The 20926-nt window shown below is 71.5% G+C and carries 15 protein-coding genes; 11 read left to right on the forward strand and 4 right to left on the reverse strand.

The window, feature by feature from the left end; translation table 11 throughout:
• The 5 genes from VGJ24_RS16015 to VGJ24_RS16035 all read left to right on the forward strand — a co-directional run.
• Window positions 1-429, forward strand: a 429-nt coding sequence (locus VGJ24_RS16015; protein ID WP_331501634.1) for an ABC transporter permease, incomplete at its 5' end; no start/stop codon positions are given.
• Complete coding sequence (locus VGJ24_RS16020; RefSeq protein ID WP_331501635.1) at window positions 426-1169, forward strand: ABC transporter permease; 744 nt, start codon at window positions 426-428, stop codon at window positions 1167-1169. The genes VGJ24_RS16015 and VGJ24_RS16020, both read left to right, overlap by 4 nt.
• An 85-nt stretch (window positions 1170-1254) precedes the next feature.
• A complete protein-coding gene (locus tag VGJ24_RS16025; protein ID WP_331501636.1) occupies window positions 1255-2196 on the forward strand; it encodes an ABC transporter substrate-binding protein in 942 nt (313 codons plus the stop codon).
• Between the two features lie 52 nt (window positions 2197-2248).
• Window positions 2249-3934 (forward strand): glycosyltransferase family 61 protein, encoded by a 1686-nt coding sequence (locus VGJ24_RS16030; RefSeq protein ID WP_331501637.1) that lies wholly within the window; start codon window positions 2249-2251, stop codon window positions 3932-3934.
• Between the two features lie 38 nt (window positions 3935-3972).
• Complete coding sequence (locus VGJ24_RS16035) at window positions 3973-6912, forward strand: bifunctional glycosyltransferase/CDP-glycerol:glycerophosphate glycerophosphotransferase (protein WP_331501638.1); 2940 nt, start codon at window positions 3973-3975, stop codon at window positions 6910-6912.
• A 54-nt stretch (window positions 6913-6966) separates the two neighbouring features.
• Here VGJ24_RS16035 and VGJ24_RS16040 read toward each other — a convergent pair whose 3' ends face one another.
• The 3 genes from VGJ24_RS16040 to VGJ24_RS16050 form a co-directional block, all read right to left on the reverse strand.
• Entirely contained in the window at window positions 6967-10611 is a 3645-nt protein-coding gene (locus VGJ24_RS16040) for a bifunctional glycosyltransferase/CDP-glycerol:glycerophosphate glycerophosphotransferase (protein WP_331501639.1), read from the reverse strand.
• A gap of 209 nt (window positions 10612-10820) precedes the next feature.
• Complete coding sequence (locus VGJ24_RS16045; protein ID WP_331501640.1) at window positions 10821-12260, reverse strand: bifunctional cytidylyltransferase/SDR family oxidoreductase; 1440 nt, start codon at window positions 12258-12260, stop codon at window positions 10821-10823.
• A complete protein-coding gene (locus tag VGJ24_RS16050) occupies window positions 12257-13294 on the reverse strand; it encodes a hypothetical protein (RefSeq protein WP_331501641.1) in 1038 nt (345 codons plus the stop codon). The genes VGJ24_RS16045 and VGJ24_RS16050 overlap by 4 nt, the downstream gene beginning before the upstream one ends.
• Window positions 13295-13426: 132 nt before the next feature.
• Here VGJ24_RS16050 and VGJ24_RS16055 point away from each other — a divergent pair, with 132 nt between their 5' ends.
• The 3 genes from VGJ24_RS16055 to panC all read left to right on the forward strand — a co-directional run bounded on the left by VGJ24_RS16055 (window position 13427) and on the right by panC (window position 16560).
• On the forward strand, window positions 13427-14602 hold the full coding sequence (locus VGJ24_RS16055; protein ID WP_331501642.1) for a hypothetical protein: 1176 nt from the start codon (window positions 13427-13429) through the stop codon (window positions 14600-14602).
• Between the two features lie 156 nt (window positions 14603-14758).
• Window positions 14759-15679 (forward strand): Rossmann-like and DUF2520 domain-containing protein, encoded by a 921-nt coding sequence (locus VGJ24_RS16060; protein ID WP_331501643.1) that lies wholly within the window; start codon window positions 14759-14761, stop codon window positions 15677-15679.
• A complete protein-coding gene (gene panC / locus VGJ24_RS16065) occupies window positions 15676-16560 on the forward strand; it encodes a pantoate--beta-alanine ligase (protein WP_331501644.1) in 885 nt (294 codons plus the stop codon). The genes VGJ24_RS16060 and panC overlap by 4 nt, the downstream gene beginning before the upstream one ends.
• Window positions 16561-16568: 8 nt before the next feature.
• Here panC and VGJ24_RS16070 read toward each other — a convergent pair whose 3' ends face one another.
• Window positions 16569-17462 carry a hypothetical protein gene (locus tag VGJ24_RS16070; RefSeq protein WP_331501645.1) on the reverse strand — a complete coding sequence of 298 codons (894 nt, stop codon included), beginning with the start codon at window positions 17460-17462 and terminating at the stop codon, window positions 16569-16571.
• Window positions 17463-17554: 92 nt separating this feature from the next.
• Between VGJ24_RS16070 and VGJ24_RS16075 the strand changes: the two genes are divergently transcribed.
• Genes VGJ24_RS16075 through VGJ24_RS16085 form a run of 3 tightly spaced genes read left to right on the forward strand, consistent with a single transcriptional unit; the run spans window position 17555 to window position 20894 of the window.
• The gene (locus tag VGJ24_RS16075; RefSeq protein WP_331501646.1) at window positions 17555-19216 is read left to right on the forward strand and encodes an L-aspartate oxidase; all 1662 of its coding nucleotides are present in this window, start codon (window positions 17555-17557) and stop codon (window positions 19214-19216) included.
• On the forward strand, window positions 19213-20115 hold the full coding sequence (gene nadC / locus VGJ24_RS16080) for a carboxylating nicotinate-nucleotide diphosphorylase (RefSeq protein ID WP_331501647.1): 903 nt from the start codon (window positions 19213-19215) through the stop codon (window positions 20113-20115). The genes VGJ24_RS16075 and nadC overlap by 4 nt, the downstream gene beginning before the upstream one ends.
• Window positions 20112-20894 carry a type III pantothenate kinase gene (locus tag VGJ24_RS16085; protein ID WP_331501648.1) on the forward strand — a complete coding sequence of 261 codons (783 nt, stop codon included), beginning with the start codon at window positions 20112-20114 and terminating at the stop codon, window positions 20892-20894. The genes nadC and VGJ24_RS16085 overlap by 4 nt, the downstream gene beginning before the upstream one ends.
• Window positions 20895-20926: the final 32 nt, after the last annotated feature.

A 20926-nucleotide genomic window follows, 5' to 3' on the forward strand; every position in this document is an offset into this window, starting at 1 on the left:
GTGCCGTTCACGGGCATCAGCAGCAAGGCGGTGATCATCGGCCTGGCCCTCTACGCGCTGACGATCCTGGTCCGGAGCATGCTCGCCGGCCTGACCGGTGTGCCGGAGGAGGTGCGTGAGTCGGCGCGCGGGCTGGGCTACGGCCGGACGCGGTTGCTGGTGCGCGTCGAGCTGCCGCTGGCGCTCCCGGTGATCATGGCCGGGATGCGGGTGGCGACCGTGTCCACGGTCGCGCTGACCACCGTCGGAGCGTTGGTGTCGTACGGCGGGCTCGGCAACCTGATCCAGGACGGCGTGCAGAACAACTTCAAGGCCGAGATCCTCGCGGCCAGCGTGCTCTGCGTCGTCCTGGCGGTCGTGCTCGACGCGATCATCGTCGTCGTCCAGTGGTCGGTGACGCCGTGGACCCACCGGAGGCGGTCGGCATGAGGGACCTCCGCGGCGCCTGGGACTACCTGACCACCGGCGCCAACTGGGGTGGCCCCGAGGGGATGTGGCACCTGCTCGTCCAGCAGCTGCTGATCAGCGTGACCGCCCTCCTGGCGGCGATGGTGATCGGGCTCACCCTGGCCCTGTGGCTCGGTCACCTCGGCCGCGCCGGCTTCCTGGCGGTGAACGTCACCAACATCGGCCGGGCCGTCCCGACATTCGCTCTCCTCGCGATCCTGGTGACCCTCGACCACCCGGGCACCGCGACGTTCGGCCCTTACGGTCGCGCCGGCCTGGCGACACTCATCGCGCTCGCCCTCTTCGCGCTGCCGCCCATCTTCACCAACGCCTACGTCGCGGTGCGCGAGGTCCCGCCCGAGGTCAAGGAGTCGGCCGCCGGGATGGGCATGACCGGGTCGCAGCAGTTCTGGCGGGTCGAGCTGCCGCTGGCGATGCCTCTGGTCGTCTCGGGCCTGCGGCTGGCGCTGGTGCAGGTCTGGGCCACCGCGACGATCGCCGCCCTCGTCGCCGGGCCGGGTCTCGGCTCGCTGATCACAGAAGGCTTCTACCGCACCGACTACCCCAAGGGCATCGCGGCCGCGTTCGTGGTGGCCGTCGTCGCCTTCCTGCTCGAGGTCGGCGGCGCTGCGGTGGAGCGTGCGGTGGGCCCCAATCGTAAGGGAACTGCAATCCGGTCCACCCCTGCAGGGGGTCGCACGGCCGAGGTGGTTGGGACATGATGGCCGTCCACGCCCTGGCACGAACGGGGGCACCGGACACGCGCGTCGATCGCGACGCGGGACACAGAAGGTGAGAGAAGTTCCCATGCAGACTCGACGCCTCGTGGTCGGGGTGGTGGCGGCCAGTGCCGCGCTGCTCACGGCCTGCGGAAGCTCCAGCAGCAGCACAGCCACCGACTCGGGCTCGACCGGAACCGCCGACAAGGGCACGGTCCGCATCTCCGGCCAGAACTTCACCGAGGCCGAGATCGTCGCGGACATGTACGCCGCGATCCTCCAGAAGGCCGGCTACACGCCCGACGTCCACCTCGTGGGCACCCGTGACGTCTACATGAAGATCTTCCCGAGCAAGCTCGACGTGGTGCCGGAGTACACCGGGTCGATCGTCGAGTTCCTCAACGGCAGCTACAACGGCGCCAACGCCAAGCCGATCACGGTCTCCGATCCCCAGAAGACCATCGACAAGGCCAAGCCGCTGCTCGACAAGGCCGGCATCACCCTGCTCAAGCCGTCGACCGCGACGGACACCAACGCCTTCTTCGTGACCAAGAAGTACTCCGACACCAACAACGTCCACACGCTCTCCGACCTCAAGGGCAAGTCGGTCACCCTGGCTGCGGCGCCCGACTGCAAGGGTCGCATCGACTGCGAGGGCGGGCTGTCGTCGGCGTACGGCATCCACATCACCAAGATCCTGCCGCTGGGCTATGCCAGCCAGCAGACCTACGACTCGGTGCTGAAGGGCGAGTCGCAGCTGGGCGAGACGAGCACGACCGACGGCACCCTGCAGAGCCAGGGCCTGGTGCTGCTGGCCGACGACCAGCACATCCAGCCGGCGCAGAACCTCGTGCCGATGGTCTCGACGGCGTTCCTGCAGCAGCATCCGGACGTAGAGGCTCCGCTGAACCAGCTGATGGCCGCGCTCACGACCGATGACCTCACCCAGCTCAACGCCGAGGTGTCGGTGCAACGGGCGAAGCCGGAGGACGTCGCTCAGCAGTGGCTGTCGGACGCCGGGTTGATCTGACGCGCCCGATCCGACCGGGCCGCGACGGGAGACCGCGGCTAACATGCCGGCCATGCCGTCTTCGTCCGGCAACTCCGGGATCCGCGATCTTCGGGCGTTGCGATCGATCGTGTCGAAGGAGAAGCCGGGTTCTCGGGTCGCGGTGCTGCTCGCCCACGGTGGCGTGGCCGACCGCCTCGAGTGCTGGCTGACCGAGCTGGCCGACGACCGCGTGGTCGTCCTCACGCCCGACCCCCGAGAGCTCCGCCGGTACGGCGTACCGACGCATGCCGCGGTCACGCTCGACGACGTCACCGCCCGACTGCGCCTCGTGGGTGCGGTCGACCTGGTCGTCGATCTCCTGGCTCCAGACCGGTTGCCCGACGGATGCGCCGACCACAGGTCGCTGCTAAACGCGGTCCTCCCGTACCTCGGGCGCCAGGGAGCGCTCGTGCACGATCGGATCGCGGCACCCGGCGACCTGGGCGGAGCGTTCGGTGGCCTGGCCGATGTGCTCGATGACCCGGTCGACGCGGCACCGGGTGGGGACGTCGGCACCGTCGCGATCACCCCTGACCTGGTCGTCGTGACCAACCGCTACCGGCACTACCTGAGGCTGCGCGAAGCCGATGTGCCCGACGTGCTGGTCTCCCGCGAGCCGGACCTGGTGGTCGAGGAGCTGGCGGTCCTGCCCGAGGGCGACTTCTCCGCACGGACCACGGTCCACCATCACGGGGAGGAGCCGACCGTCGCGCCGATGCATCCCGTGATCCACCACCCGCGGCTGGTGACCCGCCACTACTGCGGGCCGGTGGCGATGAGCGGGCGCACCCTGATGTGGTCCGGAGGCACCGTGCTTCCCGACTCGTTCCGGTGGCACCTGGCCAGGCACCTGGCCAACCCCTACCTGGAAGAGCCGGTCGGCGAGTTCGTCCGGCTGAAGCGTCGGCACGTCCCGGAGCGCTCACTCGAGGGCGACTTCTACCAGCTCGAGTCGGCCTACCCGAGCCACTTCGGGCACGTCCTCACCGAGGTGGTCTCGCGGATGTGGGGGTGGGACGAGGCGAAGCGGCGGATGCCCGGGCTCAAGGTGCTCTACCACCCGCGCCCGGACTTCGACCCCAAGGTCGAGCGCGCCCTCTTCTCGGCGTTCGGCATCGCAGACGACGACGTCGTCCTGGTGGAGGGGCCGGTCGAGGTCGGCTCCGTGACATCGGCGACGCCGATGTGGCACAACGCCGAGCCCCACTACGTGCATCCCGATCTGGCCGAGGTGTGGGCGCGCATCGGCGCTGGCCTGAGCACGCACGAGTCGGCGATCGAGACCTCCCCCCGGATCTTCATCTCGCGCTCCGACGCGACGGCCAACAACGACCGGATCTGCCGCAACGTCAAGGAGGTCGAGCGTCGCTTCGCCGCCCGGGGCTTCACGATCCTCTACCCCGAGCAGCATCCGCTGCCCGACCAGGCACGGCTCTTCCGCGAGGCGCGCGTCGTCGCCGGCTTCGGCGGCTCGGCGCTCTTCAACGTCATGCACACGCGTCGCCTCGAGGCCTTGGTGGTGCTCAACCACAGCGGCTACTTCGCCCGCAACGAGCACCTGTTCGCGGCCATCAAGGGCGGCGAGTCCCACTACTTCTGGTCGCCGCCGGACCAGCGACCCGAGAACCCGATGTCGATGGAGGCGTTGCGGGCGAACTGGACGTTCGACGTACGCCGCCTCGGCGACGACCTGGATCGGCTGCTGGCCCGGCTCTGACGCCCGGGCGGCGGACGGTCCTCGTTACGATGCCCGGCATGCCGCCCCGGTCACGCCTTCGCGAGATCGGCCGCTCGGCTTTCGGGCGGGTGCCCGGGCCGCTGCGCGCGCGCCTGCTCGGCCTCGTAGGCACCCGGGTCGGGCTGAGCGGCGCCGAGATCGGTCTCGTGGCGGTCGTGGTGGTCTTCGAAGAGGGTGACCGGGTCGAGGACTGTCTGGCGTCGGTCCGCGGGCAGACGCACCCGCTGCTGGACGTCGTGCTCAGCCCGGTCGGAGTCGCCGCTGCCGAGGGGCCCGACGACCCTCGGTTCCGTTCCATCGCGCCCTCCGCAACGTCGTACGACGCGGTGCGAGCGGGGATCGCCGCTGCCTCCGGCCGGTACGTAGTCCTGGTGCGCGGCTGCGACCGGCTCCTGCCGCACGCCGTCACCGACCTCGCGGGGTCGCTGTCCGTCAGCGGTTCCGACCTCGCGACCGGAGTGCTCGAGCAGACGGGCGAGCCGGAGACGTGGCTGGTGCGCGCACAGGCGGACACGCACGCGGAGCCCGGCTCGGCGGGCCCCGTCCCGCCCGCGCTGGCCGGCGACCTCACGCTGGCCAACAAGGCCTTCACCCGTGACCTGGCCCGCCGGTTGCAGCTCGATGCCGGGGACGACTGGTTGTGCTCCCCCGCGCTGGCCTGCCTGCTGCCGGGGCTGGTCGTCGACGTCCTGGATCGGCCGGTCGCGCGGTACGCCTGGGGTCGCGGGCACCGTGCCTTCGGGGCCCGACCCAGCCCGCTCCCGGAGATGGACGCGTGGCTGACCCTGCACGACGAGGTGACGGCCGCGTTGGTCGGGACACCGCTCGCCGCCGGCTGGCTGCGGCACTGGTACGACGTGCTCCTTCCGCGCTACGTGGCGGACGCGGAACGTGCCGACGAGGCGACCTGGGGGCGCCTCGTCGGCCTGAGTCGCGTGCCGGACGGGCTCGACCTGAGGGCGTCGTCGCGAAGCCTCCTGGGCCTGGCCTCGGACGCACGGCGCTCGGAGGCGCAGGCGCTGGCCGCCGAGCTCGAGTCGCTGGGCGAGGACATCCCGACGGAGCTGACCGGCGACGGACCGGTCGCGGTGTGGCGCTCGGTCGACCTCCCCGCGCAGGCGCGGCGGATGGGTGGCGGTGAGACCCGGATCGCAGCCCGGGTCGTTCGCATGACCGAGGTGGCCCAGGGGCGTGCCGTCGACCTGTGGGTGCGGGTCGGGGGCGTCGACCTCGCCGAGCACCCGATCGCGCTGACGGTCGAGGCGGACGGCGCGGTCGTGCCGGTGGAGCCTGGCGTCGACCGGACGGCCGACCGGTGGGCCGCGACGCGCTTCCAGTCGGCGGCAGAAGGAGCCGCGCGGGTGACCGTCCCGCCCGGGACCCACCAGCTGCGGGTCGACGCCCGGGTCGGGCCGGTGGCGGGCACGGCGTACCTCGCCCCACGGCCGCGCACCGCGGACCCTGCCGGTCCGGAGCCCGTCGTCCACGACATCGACCTCGCCGGCGAGACCCTCGTCGTCCGGCTCGACCGACCCGTGGCCGGCCTGCGGCTGAGAGGCCCCGGCACCGAGCTCGAGGGCGAGGCGCGCGGCCACGGCACGGTCGTGTTCCCGACCCGGCGCGATCTCTACGGCCGCGAGGTGTGGCTGGCGACGGGGGTCTACCACCTGCACCACCCCGGGGGTCTGGGCGGTCGGGCGACCTGGCGTGACCTGCTGCCGAGGGAGGTCGTCGGCGACCGCCACCGGATGAGGGTCCTGCCGGGCGGGGGTGGGCCGGGCGAGATCCACCTGGGTCCTCCTCGCCGTGACGACGAGCTGGGCGCCTACGGCCAGGAGCGGCTGCGCGCGTCGTACGCCGTCGACGAGCGGGCGACAGACCCGGACCGCTGGTACTTCGAGAGCTTCGCCGGTCGCTCGGCCACCGACACGCCGCTGGCCGTCTTCGAAGAGCTGCGCCGTCGTCGCCCCGAGCTGGAGCCGGTGTGGGGGATCCTCGACCACGGCCACTGGACTCCGCCTGGGTCGCGCCCGGTCGTGATCGGGTCTCGTGAGTGGTACGACGTGCTCGGCACGGCCGGGGTGCTGGTCACCAACACGGAGCTCGAGGAGTGGTACCGCCGGCGCTCCGACCAGCTGGTCGTGCAGTGCTTCCACGGGTACCCGTCCAAGGCGATGGGCCGGTCCCAGTGGGATGCCCGCGAGCTCCCGCCGCGGCGGGTCGCGGTGATGCGACGGCGCAGTGTCGAGACCTGGGACCTGATCTCGACTCCGACGCCGGAGATGACGGAGGTCTACCGCGAGCAGTACGGGTACACCGGCCCGGCCGCCGCGCACGGATACCCCCGCAACGACGCGCTGCGGCGGGCCGATGCCGACCGCGTGCGCGCGACGGCGCGGGCGCGGCTCGGCGTACGTCGGCACCAGACGGCCGTGCTGTACGCGCCGACCTGGCGCGACCACCTCGCGACGCGGCCGCGGGCCGCGGCGATGTCGGAGCACCTCGACGTGGACGCCGCCGCGGCCGCGCTGGGCGATTCTCACGTCTTCCTACTTCGCGGGCACCGCTTCCACACGCCGGGGCCGTCGCGCCCGGGCGTCATCGACGTGACCGACCATCCGGAGATCAACGAGCTGATCCTGGCCTCGGACGTCGCCGTACTCGACTACTCGTCGCTGCGCTTCGACTATGCGATGACCGGACAGCCGATGGTGTTCTTGGTGCCGGACCTGGCCGACTACACCGCCGGTGTCCGCGGCTTCCTGTTCCCGTTCGAGGACACCGCGCCGGGACCGCTGGTGGCCACCACCGACGAGGTCGTGGAGCAGGTGCGCGACGTCCCGGCGTTGACGGCCACCTGGTCCGGGCGCGTCCGCGCGTTCGACGAGCGCGTCAACCCCCACCAGGACGGCCGAGCCGCCGAGCGCATGCTCGACGCGATCCTCGCCCTCCGGTGAACGTCGAGTCGTCAGATGACGACTCGACGGTGTCCGTTTGCGCCGACTCGGCGGTCAGCCGTCGCCGCGGGGGGTGAAGACGGCGTCGACGAGGCGCGCCGAGGCGTGGCCGTCGTCGAGGTCCACGTAGTCGCGGCGGAACGCCTTGCGCTCGGCGGCGGTACGACGCGCCAGACCGTCCAGGTCGCGCACCAGCGTCACCACCTCCCGCGTGGTGGTTACGTGCGGGCCGGGTGCGGTCGGGGCATAGGGGATGACTCCGCCGCGGACCGCGTCGTACTTCTCCAGGTCGGGCACCAGGAAGATCATCGGCTTGTCGACGAGCGCGTAGTCGAAGCGCAAGGACGAGTAGTCGAGCACCGCGCAGTCGGAGGCCAGGATCAGGTCGTTGATGTCGGGGTGGCCGGTGACGTCGAGGATGTTCGCGCCACCCTCGTGCTTCCCGCCGGCACGCGCGTTGAACGCATGCCCGCGCACCAGGAACGTGTAGCCCGGCCCGATGTCACGGGCCGCCCGGTCGACGTCGAAGAAGTCGATCCGCTCGGCCGCCATGTCGTCGGCCGACATGTAGTCGCGGAACGTCGGCGCGTACATCACGACCCGCTGCCCGTCGGCGATCCCCAGCACCTTGCGCACCCGGTCGCGGATCGCCGGAGCGTCGTCGGACTGCAGCACGTCGTTGCGTGGATAGCCGATCTCGAGCACCTCGGCGGTCGCGCCGGCCGGCTCGAGGAACGCCTTGTTCAACAGGGGAGTGGCGTACGTCGCGGGCGAGATGAAGTAGTCCCAGGCTCGGGCCCGACGGTCGAAGCTGTTGATCTGGCCCGCCGGGAAGCCACCCTTCTCCCACCACTCGTGACCCATCACCTTGTACGGGTAGCCGTGCATGGTCTCGATCAGCACCTGGCCGCGAGGCTTCCGGTACCAGTCGGGCTGGTGGACGTTGATCATCACGTAGCGCGTGGTGGCCAGTGCCTCGTGCCACTCCGGCGTCCCCTCGACCAGCCGCACGCCGCCCTCGGGCACCGGCACCGACTGGTCGCGCACCGACCAGTAGCGGACCAGCGAGGTGCCGCGACGGCCCAGCTCGTGGTGGACGCCAAGCATGTTGCAGTTGGCAGCCTCGCTGTAGAGCGCCCGGAAGAACACGCTCGGCTGGGTGGCCTCCTCGACCTGCGCGGCGTGCCGCAGCCGGTACTGGTTGCGCTGCCCGCGGACATCGTCGGCCAGCGGTTCCTGGACGTTGAGGATCAGCGTCTGCGGCCTGGTCGAGATCACCTCCACCAGCGTGCGGAACCGGTCCTGGGGCTCGTCGGCCGGCAACAGGTCGAGCAGCTCCGACGACGGGGTGACCGGAAGGTCCTCCTCACGATCGTCCCCGGCCGCCCGCATGGTCACGGCGTACTTGTTGCGCGGGAGGGTGAGGTCGTCGTACCCCCACCGTGACCCGATCAGCGGGAACGTAAGTGTGTCGACGCCGTCATCGGCGCGCTCGATCGCACCGGGCACGTCGAGGTCGACGCTGGACAGCATGGGGGCGTAGGGGCCGAGATCGAGGCTCGTCCGCACTCGGACCGTGAACGTCTCGGCGGAGACGGTGTACGACGTGGCGACCGGCACCCGGTCGATCAGCTCCAGCTCGCCGCTGGTGCTCGCGGTGAGCCTGCGCGGCCCGGACGCCTTGTCCACCACGTCCGGCGACGTCGCCGTCGCCGGCGGGGCGAGGATCGGCGTCCACCGGCCATCCTGGTGCCGGACCCGGATGCTGAGCGGCCGCGTGACCACGCCGTACGACGTGGAGTTGGTGGCCGGCGTCGGCAGCGAGCCGAGGTCCAGCGTCACCCGCCACTCACCGTCGGTGCCGGTCGGCTCGGGCGTGGCGGTGAGCAGGTCACGGCGCTCGTTGTCGGTGTGGTTCACCACGACCTTGTCGGGGGCCGGAGCGCGGAACACGATGCTCGTCCTGCCGTCCGCGAGCTGCTTCTGCGAGACGGCGTGGGCCCTGGCGTGCGCGACCCGCATGGCCATCTGCCGCTCGGCGCCGCGCATCACGGTCCGGGTCACGCCACCACTGTCGACGTGTGCCTGCGGCACGGATACCGAGCCCGCCCGGGACATGTCGCGGACCCGCGAGGTACGGCCTACGCCTGCGGCGGTCATCGTGATCTCGAACGACCAGTCCTGCTCGACGTCGGCGGGCACTCGGTCGGCCGGGACGCGAGCGCTCCATCCGCCGGGGCGGTAGTTGCAGTGCCAGTGGGCGCCCAGCACGTCGAGCCGCGGCTCGTCGAAGAGCTCGCTCTCCAGCGGGATCCGGGTCTTGCCGTCGGCCGAGACCAGCTCGACGGCGAACTCCGGGGGGTTCGCCACGAGGTCGATGTTGCGGATGTAGGCCCACCCCGTGACCGTGGCCGTGCCGCCGTCCCAGACCGCGCGCATCACCCGGCTCACCAGCTCGAGCTGGCTGTCGGAGAGGATGCTGACGTCGTCGGGGAGACCCTCGGTCAGCGGCAGCTCGACCCGGATGCCCTCGGGCGTGGCCTCCGTCGGGAACCGGCGGGCGTCGTTCCCCCAGTTCTCGATGTAGGCGACCGCCTCGTCGCGCCGACCGCTCGCGATCAGCTCGACGAGCACCTTGTCCTGCGCCCCGACGCTGTGCACGAACTCCTCGCGGGAGACCCGGTGCACGAGGTCGAGCAGTGCCTCTCGCAGGAGTGTCCAGAACTCCGGTCCGCCCTTCACGAGGTGCCGGGTGAAGAACGGCATGTTGTACGAGATCAGCTGGAGTGCCCGGATCTCGACGGCACGGTCCTTGCCCGCGGCACGCAGCGCCTCGAACGACGCCGCCACCGCGTCGTTGTGCGCCTCGAGGTTGCGGGTCGACCAGGCGCTCTGCGAGATCGAGGAGCGGTCGTTGCGGATGCGCCACGACACCGAGATGTCGGGCACCACGTCGAAGGCACGCGCCTGGGCGAACGCCGCGGCGCTCACCGGCTGGTCCTCGTAGATCCTGCCCTCGGGGAAGCGCAGGCCCGCCCTGTCCCAGAACTCGCGGCGGTAGGTCTTGCTCCACGCCACGGCGTTCACCATCGCCTCGGGGAACGAGTCGAGGTCGACGCCGAGGCGCTTGCGGGCGTGGGCCGCCCGGATCCAGGTGCCCGCCGGGACGTGCTTCTTGTTCTCGAGGCGGTCATAGCAGGAGACGACGAAGTCAGAGCCCGACTCACGCAGCGCGTCGATCGCCGTGGAGTACGCCTCGAGGCTGACCACGTCGTCGGAGTCGACGAACGTCAGGAACTCGCCGCGGGCGTGCTCGACGCCGGTGTTGCGGGCCGCGCTCAGCCCGCCGTTCTCGCGGGTGACGACGCGGACGCGGAGGTCGCGGCGCGCGTGCCGGCGGGCGATCTCGCCGCTCCGGTCGGGGCTGCCGTCGTCGACCACGATGACCTCGATCTCGCGGTAGAGCTGGAACCGCAGCGAGATCAGGCACTCGTCGAGGAAGTCCTCGACCTGGTAGCAGGGCACGACGATCGAGAGCAGGCCCGGCACGTAGCCGCCGCGATGGACCGCTCGCCGGGCGCGGATGCGCAGGCCGTCGGTCGCACGACGCGCACGGTCGGGAGCGCTGCGGGCGAGGCGCTTCACCCGGTCGACGGATACGTTCGACAACCGGGCGGGCGGCGTGAGGCGGTTCTGCATCGATCCCTTGGGTCGGTCTGTACGGCGGGCTCCGGTCCTGGCTCATGCTAGCGGCGGCACGCGCCCCGAGCCGATTCGGTCGGGCCCCTGCGTTCGGGCCAGGAAGGGATAGTACGTATCAAAGTGCCGGGGGTACGTCGCGTAGTCGCCGGCCGTTTGATACGTACTATCCGCACGTGGCGGCCCCGGGTCGGGGGGCGTGGGAACGGTCAGGCGAGGTCGTCGGCATCCTCGACGGGATCGGCGAGCGGATCCAGCTTGCGCAGGTCGAGCACGTGCCCGGTGCCCTCTGACAACAGCACGTCGATCGAGGCCTTGGCGACCAGCCGCGAGTCGAGCAGGGAGCCGGCCGGCTCTTCGCCGAAGGCCTTCGTCCGCATCGGCGTCCCGGTCCGCTCGGGGTTGACGACGTTCACCCGGACGCCGCTCTCGGCCCACTCGTCGGCCAGCGCCTGGGTGAGGTTCACGACCGCGGCCTTGGCCGATGAGTACAGGCTGTAGCCGCTGCGTCCGCGGGTGTAGCTGCTCGACGTGAACAGCAGGAGGGAGCCCCCGGTGCGGTGCAGGTGGGGGAAGAAGACCTGCGCGATGAACACCGGTGCGAGGTAGTTCACCTCGGTCGCGGCGTAGATCGTCTCTTCGGTGGTCTCCAGCAGCGAGCCCCGCGGCAGGATGCCGGCGGTCGCGACCACGTAGTCGATCCGCCCGTGCTTCTCGGCCACCTGCTCGGCGACCGCGACGAGGTCGGAGCGCCGCTCCACGTGGGTGTTCGTGCTGGAACGGCTGAACGTCTCGACGGTCGCGCCGTGCTCCCTGGCCAGCGCCGCGATGTCGGCGCCGATGCCGTAGCTGCCGCCGAGCACGACCACGACCTTGCCGTCGAGAGCCGCGCGGTACTCCTCGGGGTCGTGTCCCTCGGGCATGTAGCTGCTGGTGAGCTGGAACAGCTTGTCGGCCAGGAACACGTCGATCGGGTCGGTCACCTTCATGTTCCGCTCCTCGCCGGAGACGACCCAGATCCGGACGTCGGGGAGGTAGCGGAGTACGACGCCGCAGTCGTCGGTCGCGGTGAAGCCGGGATCGTCGCCCGCCTTCTCGTACGCCGCGCGCAGCACGGAGGAGCGGAACGCCTGAGGGGTCTGGCCGCGCCGAAGGTTCGACCGTTGCGGGATCGCCCGGATCGTGTTGTCGGCGGGGTCGACCTCGATGATCGTGTCGGCGGACGGGATCGCGACGTCGACCGCGTCGTACTGCTCGAGCGCCTCGAAGCACTCGGTGATGATCCGCTCGCTGATCAGTGGCCGAACAGCGTCGTGGAAGAGCACCGGACAGTCGTCGGGGAGGGCGTCGAGCGCACGCAGCGTGGTGCCGTTACGGGTGTCGGCTCCCTCGTGGATCTGGGTCACCTTGTCGTAGCCGCCCTGACGCACCATGGCCCGCACCGCGTCGAGGTGGCCGGCGGCCATCATCACCACGATCTCATCGACCATCGGGTGCGCCTGGAAGGCGGCCATGGTGTGCTCGAGGATCGTCCTTCCGGCGATCTTGATCAGCTGCTTGGGGATGTCGAGCCCGACGCGTACGCCGAGCCCTCCGGCGAGGAGCACGGCGACCCGGGGTGCCCCGGGCCGGCTCGGACCGTCGGTCACGACGAGGACTTCCGCAGCGAACCGAAGACACGTCGCGTCAGACCACGGACGCCGCGCTCGGCCGCTGCCTGGCGCATCTCCTCACGCACCCGGCGGGCGGCCTTGCGCCGCTCGCGACGGGCGAAGGCACCGACGCGGGTGCGGGCCACGTCGAAGCACTCGTTGTAGTACGCGGTGAGCTCCGCGCGGAGCGTGTCGAGCTCGCGCCGGGTGAGGTCCTGCTCGGCCGCAGAGGCCCCGACCAGGCGGCCGTAGGCGTCGTAGGTGCGGGTCGCGAGGTCGAGAACCCGGGCCGGCAGCTCGAGCTCGTCCCAGTCGGCCGCGGAGCGGTGCAGCGTCGGGTCGACCAGGTCGCCCGCCTCGGCCACCTGCGCGGCGGTCGCCCGCTCGAACAGGTCCATGTCGAGGAGGGAGTCGGCCTGGGTCAGCGCCGCACGCCAGTCGGCGAGCAGGTCGTCGTACCGGACCGTCGCCCGCGGGAAGTCACGGGTGCGCGCCTCGATGCCCAGCATCATGGTCATCCAGCCGACCACGCGGGTGGTGTTGTTCGTACGCGTTCCGTAGGCGATCTCACGCGACCGCATCACCTCCGCCGGATGCCGCAGCATGGTCGCGACGTGGATGTCAGCGCCGACCTTCGCGGCGGCGACCCGGTGGAGCTCGAAGAACCAGGCGAGCCGCGGGTCCTTGACCACGATCCGCTCGTTCTCGCCGAACTGCGCCTCCAGCCAGTCGACCAGCGGCCCGAGGGCCTTCGGATCCTGGGCCAGGTCGTCGGTCAGGTCCCAGGCCTCCGGTCGGCCGTCCTCGACCACGACGTCGACCGAGGAGAGGAGGTCGTTGTGGTAGTCGACCAGCCAGCGCGGCTCGCCGAACCCCCGTGGGTTGGACCGGTTGGCGCTGACCTCGGGCTTGGGGATGTGGACGCCGAGCCGACCGGTGAGACCGGTGAAGAGACTGGTTCCGCTGCGACCCGAGCCGGCGACCAGCAGCATCTGCCTGCGGCATGTCTGCGCCGAGGTCTGGTCCTGCATGGGTGGAACTCTGTCACATCACACGCTCTGGGCCCGCGTCGGCGAGGTCCGTCGGCGACCCCCTGTCCGGCAAGCGTTTGGAGGGGCGTGCCCTAGACTTCCGGCCGGCCGGAGGCGAGCGGAGGGGTCGGGATGTCGACGGAGACCGAGCTCCTCCCCGAGCGCGCTGTCCTGGTGCACATCGGGCCGTACAAGACCGGCAGCACCGCGATTCAGAGCAGTCTGCACGCGCATCGGGCCGAGCTGTCCGCGGCCGGGATCACCTACCCCGGCAGCTACCACCGCCAGATGCGCCCGAGCTGGGCCCTGCTCGGTCGTAGCCGCGTCGGTGAGGCCGACGTACCGACCGCCGAGTGGGACGAGATGGTCGCCGAGGTACGTCGAGCGCCCGGGCGCGTGGTGATCTCCAGTGAGGACTTCTCCTCGGCCCGACCCGAGCGAGCCCGCAAGCTCGTCGACGACCTCGGGGCCGACCTCGTCCACGTGCTGATAGTGGCCCGGCGACTCGACAAGCTCCTGCCGTCCGCCTGGCAGGAGCGGGTGAAGTCGGTCAACGAGACCCGTACCTACGACACCTGGCTTCGCGAGGTGCTGGCGAAGGAGCGCACGGGCCGGGCGGCCAGGGTCTTCTGGCACAACCACGGCCTTGACGGCCTGATCGCGCGCTGGCGCGCGGTCCTGCCCGCGGAGCAGGTCATCGTGCTCGTCACCGATGAGGCCGACCGGGGGCTGCAGCCGCGGACCTTCGAGCGGTTGCTCGGCCTGGACGAGGGGCTGCTCACTCCCGGGCCGCACACCAACACGTCTCTTTCCATGGAGCGGATCGAGTTCTGCCGCCAGGTGAACCTCGCGGTCGAGTCCCGCGGCTGGGTCGGCAACAAGCGCCTCAACCCCGCCCGTCGCGCCCTGCTGTCCGGCCTGCGGGTCGCCCCACTCGCCGACTGGGAGACGCTCATCCCGCCGCTCCCGAGCTGGTCGACCGAACGGCTGGTAGCGCTCAGCGACGAGCGCGCCGACGCTGTCGCCCGCGCCGACGCCACGGTCGTCGGCGACCCGGACCTGCTGCGCTGGCACGGAGAGGGAGCCGGGGACGACCTCGGTGCACCACCCACCGCCATTCCCATCGCTGCGGCGGCCCAAGCCATGGAGCAGGCCCTCGCGGGCTCGCTCCGCGCGATCCGCAAGCAACGCCCGGCGAAGCCGGCGAGGTCGATGCCGCAGCCGGTGTTGCCGCCGGTGTCCGACGTACCGGGCCGGGACCTGGTGCGCGAGCTCGGCCGCCGGGTACGCCGCCGGGTACGCCGCTGATCCGTCCGGTGAGTCGGCTACCTCACACGAGCGCCCGTTCCGCGGCGACCGTCGCCCGCGTAGCCTGGAGGCGTTCTGGACACGTGTGGTACCCACACCGGCCGTTTCGTCTCGGGGTGACGGTGGTCGGTGGGACTGAAGCGCAGAGGACAAGCAGTGGAGACGACCTTCCGTGTAGGCGTGGTGGGTGCGGGCCGCGTGGGCGCCGTGCTCGCTGCCGCCCTTCGTGACGCCGGCCACGACATCGTCGCGGTCGCCGGCGAGTCCGACGCATCTCGCCGTCGAGCCGCCGACCTCCTGCCCGGCGTTCCGATCCGGAAGCCCACCGACGTGGCGCGCGCCTGCGACGTGCTCCTGCTGACCGTCCCCGACGACATGCTCGGCAACGTCGTCGCCATGCTGAGCGCCAGCGGCGCGCTCCGGAGCGGACAGTACGTCGTGCACACCAGCGGCCGGCACGGGCTCGAGATCCTCGCCCCAGCGGTGGCCGTCGGCGCGCGTGGCATCGCGATGCACCCGGCCATGACCTTCACCGGCACCGAGGTCGACCTGTCCCGCCTGCGCGGCTGCATCTTCGGGGTGACCGCCGCCGCCGAGGAGCGGGCCGTGGCCGAACGCCTCGTCTCCGACCTCGACGGCACCGTGATGTGGATCGACGAGTCTCGCCGCACGCTCTACCACGCGGGTCTGGCCCACGGCGCCAACCACCTGGTCACGCTGGTCGCGCAGGCGATGGAGCTGCTCGGGGCCGCCGGCGCCGACGACCCCGCCGCGACGCTCCGCCCGCTGCTGAACGCGGCGCTCGACAACGCCCTGGCCCAGGGCGACAGCGCGCTCACCGGCCCGATCGTGCGCGGTGACGTCAACACGGTCCGCGCTCATCTGGCCGAGATCGCGGCCACCGCGCCCGACACGCTCCCGTCGTACGTCGCTCTCGGCCAGGCCACCCTCGACCGGGTCGTGACCGACGGTCGGGTTCTCCCGATCCGCGGCACGGCCATCCGGCGCCTGCTCGACGAGGCGCTCGCGGCGTCACAGGCGGCCCACCCGGCCACCGCCCGGACGCCGCTTCGATGAGTCCGTCCCCCGCCCTCGCGTCCACTCGCGAGGAGCTGGCCGACGCCCTCGCGCCCGTTCGGCGTTCCGCCGCCCCTGTCGCTCTGGTGCCCACGATGGGCGCCCTGCACGACGGGCACGCCGCGCTCCTGCGCTCCGCCCGCGAGCGCGCGTCGTCCGGGGCCGTGGTCGCCTCCGTGTTCGTCAACCCGCTGCAGTTCGCGCCCGGGGAGGACCTCGACCGCTACCCGCGCACCTTCGACGACGACCTGGTGCTCTGCGAGAAGGAGGGCGTGGACGTCGTGTTCGCTCCCTCGGTCGACGAGGTCTATCCCGGCGGCGAGCCGCTGGTGACCGTCGAGCCGGGAGCGCTGGCCACCGAGCTCGAGGGTGAGTCACGGCCCGGACACTTCCGCGGCGTCCTCACCGTGGTGGCGAAGCTGTTCGGACTCACTCGGCCGGACCTGGCGTTCTTCGGCGAGAAGGACTACCAGCAGCTGGTGCTGGTCCGGCGGATGAGTCGCGACCTGTGCCTGGGCGTCGACATCGTCGGCGTACCCACCGTCCGCGAGGCCGACGGGCTCGCCCTGTCGAGTCGCAACCGGTACCTCGACCCCGTGCAGCGCGAGCACGCCACGGTGCTCTCGCGGGCGCTCCGGGCGGGTGCCGCGCGCGGGGGGTTCGGGTTGCCGGCCGTGCGCTGGGCGGCGATGCGCGTACTCGACGAGGTGCCTGAGCCGGAGCTCGAGCTCGACTACCTCGCGATCCGTACGCCGGATCTGGGTGAGGTCACGGACCTTCACCCCGCGACGCCCACGGAGGCGCGGATCCTGGTCGCGGGCCGGCTGGGCAGCACCCGGCTGATCGACAACCTGCCGATCACGCTCGGCCCGGACGTCTGATCTGTGCGCTAAGCCTGCAGGCCGAGCTTGTCGCACAGCCGGTCGCGCAGCTCGGTGACGTCGAGGGTGCCTGCCGCGGCCTGCCGAGTCGGCCAACCGCTGATGTCGAGCCCCGAGAGCCGCTCGAACAACGCCAGGTCGTCGGCGTACCGCCGCACGAGCCCCTCGACCGCGCCCGCCGAGGGACGGGGACCGGGGTTGGTGGTCGAGCCGGCCATCCGCGTGACGAGTGCGGGGTAGTCCCGGAACCGCGCCACGCCCAGGAGGTCGGTCGCGCGGTCGAGGACGGCGTGCGGCTCGCGGATCAGCGAGCCGAACTCGACCATCAGCCACTGCTCGGCCGGGAAGAACGCCATCGCCCGCTCGAGCTGGGCGCCGTACAGCCCGCGGGCGAACGGCGAGCGGCGGAGCAGGGGGGTGGGCACCGCGTCGCTGTGCGCCGACGTGGGGAGCTCGTCCGCGCCGTACTGCTCGATGGCGGCGGGGAGGTCGGGATAAGTGTCGCGACGCCGCCGCTCCATCGCCCAGTGGGAGAACGCGCGCTCGATCGGGTCGCGGAAGCTGGCAAGGAGCTTCAGGTCCGGGTCGTAGCCGTGCATCCGCTCGATCGCGTGTGGGTAGAAGAGGTAGCCCGGGGTCGCGTCGCCGGCCTCGCGTTGTTGGCGGCGCCAGGCCGGGCGGCGGTAGGTGGAGTAGTCGGGGTTGTCCCAGTCGTGCGGCTCGATGAAGAACCGCAGCTCCTTGTGCGCGCCGCCGACGATCATCCGGTGCTGGGTCAGCATCTGGTAGAGACTGCTGGTGCCGGCCTTCTGCACGCCGACGATCGCGAACGTGATCGGCACCGTCCGCTCGGCCTCGGCGAGGAGCGCGAGCCGTCGCTGACGCCGCTGGTGGATCCCCATCGTCGCCTTCCTCCCCGCCCGTGGTCGGCGACAGGCTAGCCGGAGCCCGAGGGGGTCAGCGTCTCGTCGGGCGGCGCCAGTAGCCTGCCTGCGTGAGCGTACGACGTACGGTCGGCCGGCTGGCGGCTCCGGAGCCGGGCTGGTCGGTGGGTGCAGACGTCGTCGTGATCGGCTCGGGCATCGCCGGCCTGACCGCCGCTCTGCGGCTGCGGGGACTGGTCGACCACGTGCTCGTGGTCACCAAGGACGTCCTCGACGCGGGGTCCACGCAGTGGGCGCAGGGCGGCATCGCGGCCGCGCTCGGTCCTGGTGACACCCCGGAGCAGCACGAGCGCGACACCTTGGTCGCCGGCGCCGGCGCCTGCGACGCGGAGGCCGTCCGGGTGCTGGTGACCGAGGGCCCCGACGCCGTCCGCGAGCTGATCGCGCTGGGTGCGAACTTCGACCTCCATCCCGGCGGCGAGCTCAGCCTGACCCGTGAGGGAGGCCATCACCGCGACCGGATCGCGCATGCGGGAGGCGACGCGACCGGCGCCGAGATCCAGCGCGCGCTGATCGCCGCCGTCGCGCGGGCTCCCGAGATCGAGGTGACCGAGCACGCTCTCGCGGTGGACCTGCTGCTCGCCGAGGACGGCGGCGTAGCCGGGCTCACCCTGCACGTGATGGGGGAAGGTCAGCGTGACGGGGTCGGCGCGGTGCGCTGCCGAGCGGTCGTACTGGCCAGCGGTGGGCTCGGTCAGGTGTTCTCACAGACCACGAACCCGTCGGTCGCGACCGGCGATGGGATGGCGTTGGCCTACCGGGCCGGCGCGGTGCTGCGCGACCTGGAGTTCGTGCAGTTCCACCCGACCGTGATGTGGCTCGGCCCCGACTCCCTGGGCCAGCAGCCGCTGATCTCCGAGGCGGTCCGGGGCGAGGGGGCTTTCCTCGTCGACTGGGAGGGCACCCGCTTCATGCAGGGCGTCCACGAGCTGGCCGACCTCGCGCCACGGGACGTGGTCGCCAAGGCGATCACCCGCCGGATGATCGAGACCGGCCACCCGCACATGTGGCTCGACGCGCGGCACCTGGGCGGAGCGTTCTGGGAGACCCGCTTCCCGACGATCCTGGCCACCTGCCGGCGGTACGACGTGGACCCGGTCACCGAGCTGATCCCCGTGGCTCCGGCGTGCCACTACGCGTCCGGTGGCGTGGCGACCGACGTCTGGGGGCGGAGCACACTGCCGGGCCTCTACGCCACGGGCGAGGTCGCCTGCTCCGGCGTGCACGGAGCCAACCGGCTTGCCTCCAACTCACTCCTGGAGGGGCTGGTGTTCTCGCGTCGGATCGCCGAGGTGCTGCCCAGCGAGCTGCGCGCGTGGGTCGACGCGGCTGCCGATCTGCACCAGCCGTGGCTCGTTGACGGGTCGTGCCGTCGAGCGCTGCAGGAGGAGATGACCGGTCGGGTCGGGGTGCTCCGGTCCGCCGACGGGCTGCGCTCGGCCGGCCACGCGCTGGAGGAGTTGGCCGACACTCCCGCGGTCACGGTGGACCAGGATGCCTGGGAGACCACCAACCTGGTGACGGTGAGCTCGCTGCTGGCCGAGGCCGCCTTGCTGCGCGAGGAGACCCGAGGGTCCCATTGGCGCGAGGACTTCCCCGAGCGGGACGACGCGCACCAGTCGGGTCACCACGACTGGTGGCACGCGGGCGGTGTCCCCCAGCACGTGTTCCGCCCGGCCGCACCGACCGACCTGACCACCGCGGCACGATGACGATCGCACGCGCGTCGTACGCCGACCTGCCGCGCGCGCTCGTCGACGAGCTCGCCGGCGCCGGGCTGGATCCGCGATCCGTCTACGAGATGGTCGTGGCCGCGTTCGATGAGGACCTGCCCGACGGCGGACGCGACGTCACCAGCAGCGCGATGCCCCCGATGGGCAACGGCATCGGCGACATCGCCGCTCGCGAGAGCGGCGTGGTCGCCGGGCTCGGCGTCGCGGAGCTGGTCTTCGTCTACGCGCTGGGTCTCGATGTCGACGTGACCGGTCGGCTCGCCGACGGCACACACGTGGCGGCCGGCGACGTGGCGATGACCGTGTCCGGCCCCGTCCAGGACCTGCTCACCGCCGAGCGCACGGCCCTCAACTTCGCCTCGCACCTCTCGGGGGTCGCGACCGCGACCAGCCACTGGGTGGCCGCGCTCGAGGGCACCCGCGCACGGGTCCTCGACACCCGCAAGACGCTGCCGACGTACCGCGCCCTCCAGAAGTACGCCGTGCGCTGCGGCGGCGGCGTGAACCACCGGTTCAGCCTGTCCGACCGGGCGATGGTCAAGGACAACCACGTGGTCGCGGCCGGCGGAGTCGTGCCGGCGTACGAGCTGGTGCGCGCGGCCAACCCGACCCTGCGGGTCGAGGTCGAGGTCACCGACCTCGACCAGCTGCGGGAGCTGCTCGACGCCGGGTGCACCGAGATCCTGCTCGACAACATGGACACCGCCACCATGGCAGAGGCCTTCCGGATCACGGGCGGCCGCGCCACCCTGGAGGCCTCCGGCGGGCTGACCCTCGACCGCGCGCGCGAGGTGGCCGGGACGGGCGTGGACTTCATCTCGGTGGGCGCACTCACCCACTCGGTCAAGGTCTTCGACCTCGGGCTGGACCTGCGATGACCGCGCCCTCGCTCCTTGCCGCCGACATCGGCAACAGCCACACCGTGCTGGGCCTGGTCCGCGGCAGCGAGGTCGTCGCGCACTGGCGGGTGGCCACCGTCGAGTCGCGGACGGCCGACGAGTGGGCCGTGCTCATCCGCGGCCTGCTCGGGCCGCGCGAGGAGGAGGTCGAGGGGATCGTGGTCTGCTCGACGGTGCCTTCGGTGCTCCAGGCGTTCCGGACCATGCTCACCGACCACTTCGGCGGAGTCTCGAGCGTCGTCGTCGAGCCCGGTGTCCGCACCGGCGTGCCGGTGCTCACCGACAACCCGCGCGAGGTCGGCACCGACCGGATCGTCAACGCCCTGGCCGCGGCGACCCGGTACGGCGGCCCGGCGGTGGTCGTCGACTTCGGTGGTACGGCGACGACTTTCGACGTGGTGAATTCGCAGGGACAGTACGTCGGCGGTGCCATATCGCCGGGCATCGAGATATCACTCGAGGCGCTGGAACGGCGGGGCGCACAATTGCGCATGGTCGAATTGCGGCGTCCGCGGACCGTGATCGCCCGGAACACGGTCGAGGCGCTGCAGTCGGGAATGGTGTTCGGGGTCGCCAGTCAGGTGGACGGAATTGTCTCCCGGATGATCACCGAGCTCGGCGTCGACGAGGCCGAGGTGTCCGTCATCGCGACCGGCTACCTCGCGCCGCTCGTGTACGACGAGTGTGGGTGTTTCACCGCCCATGATCCGTGGCTGACGCTGCGCGGGCTCGAGCTGGTCTACGCACGTAACCGCTGACCTCGCGCGAGTTAATACGTCGATATCACCGC

This window comes from Nocardioides sp. (genome assembly GCF_036493135.1).
Lineage (GTDB): Bacteria > Actinomycetota > Actinomycetes > Propionibacteriales > Nocardioidaceae > Nocardioides.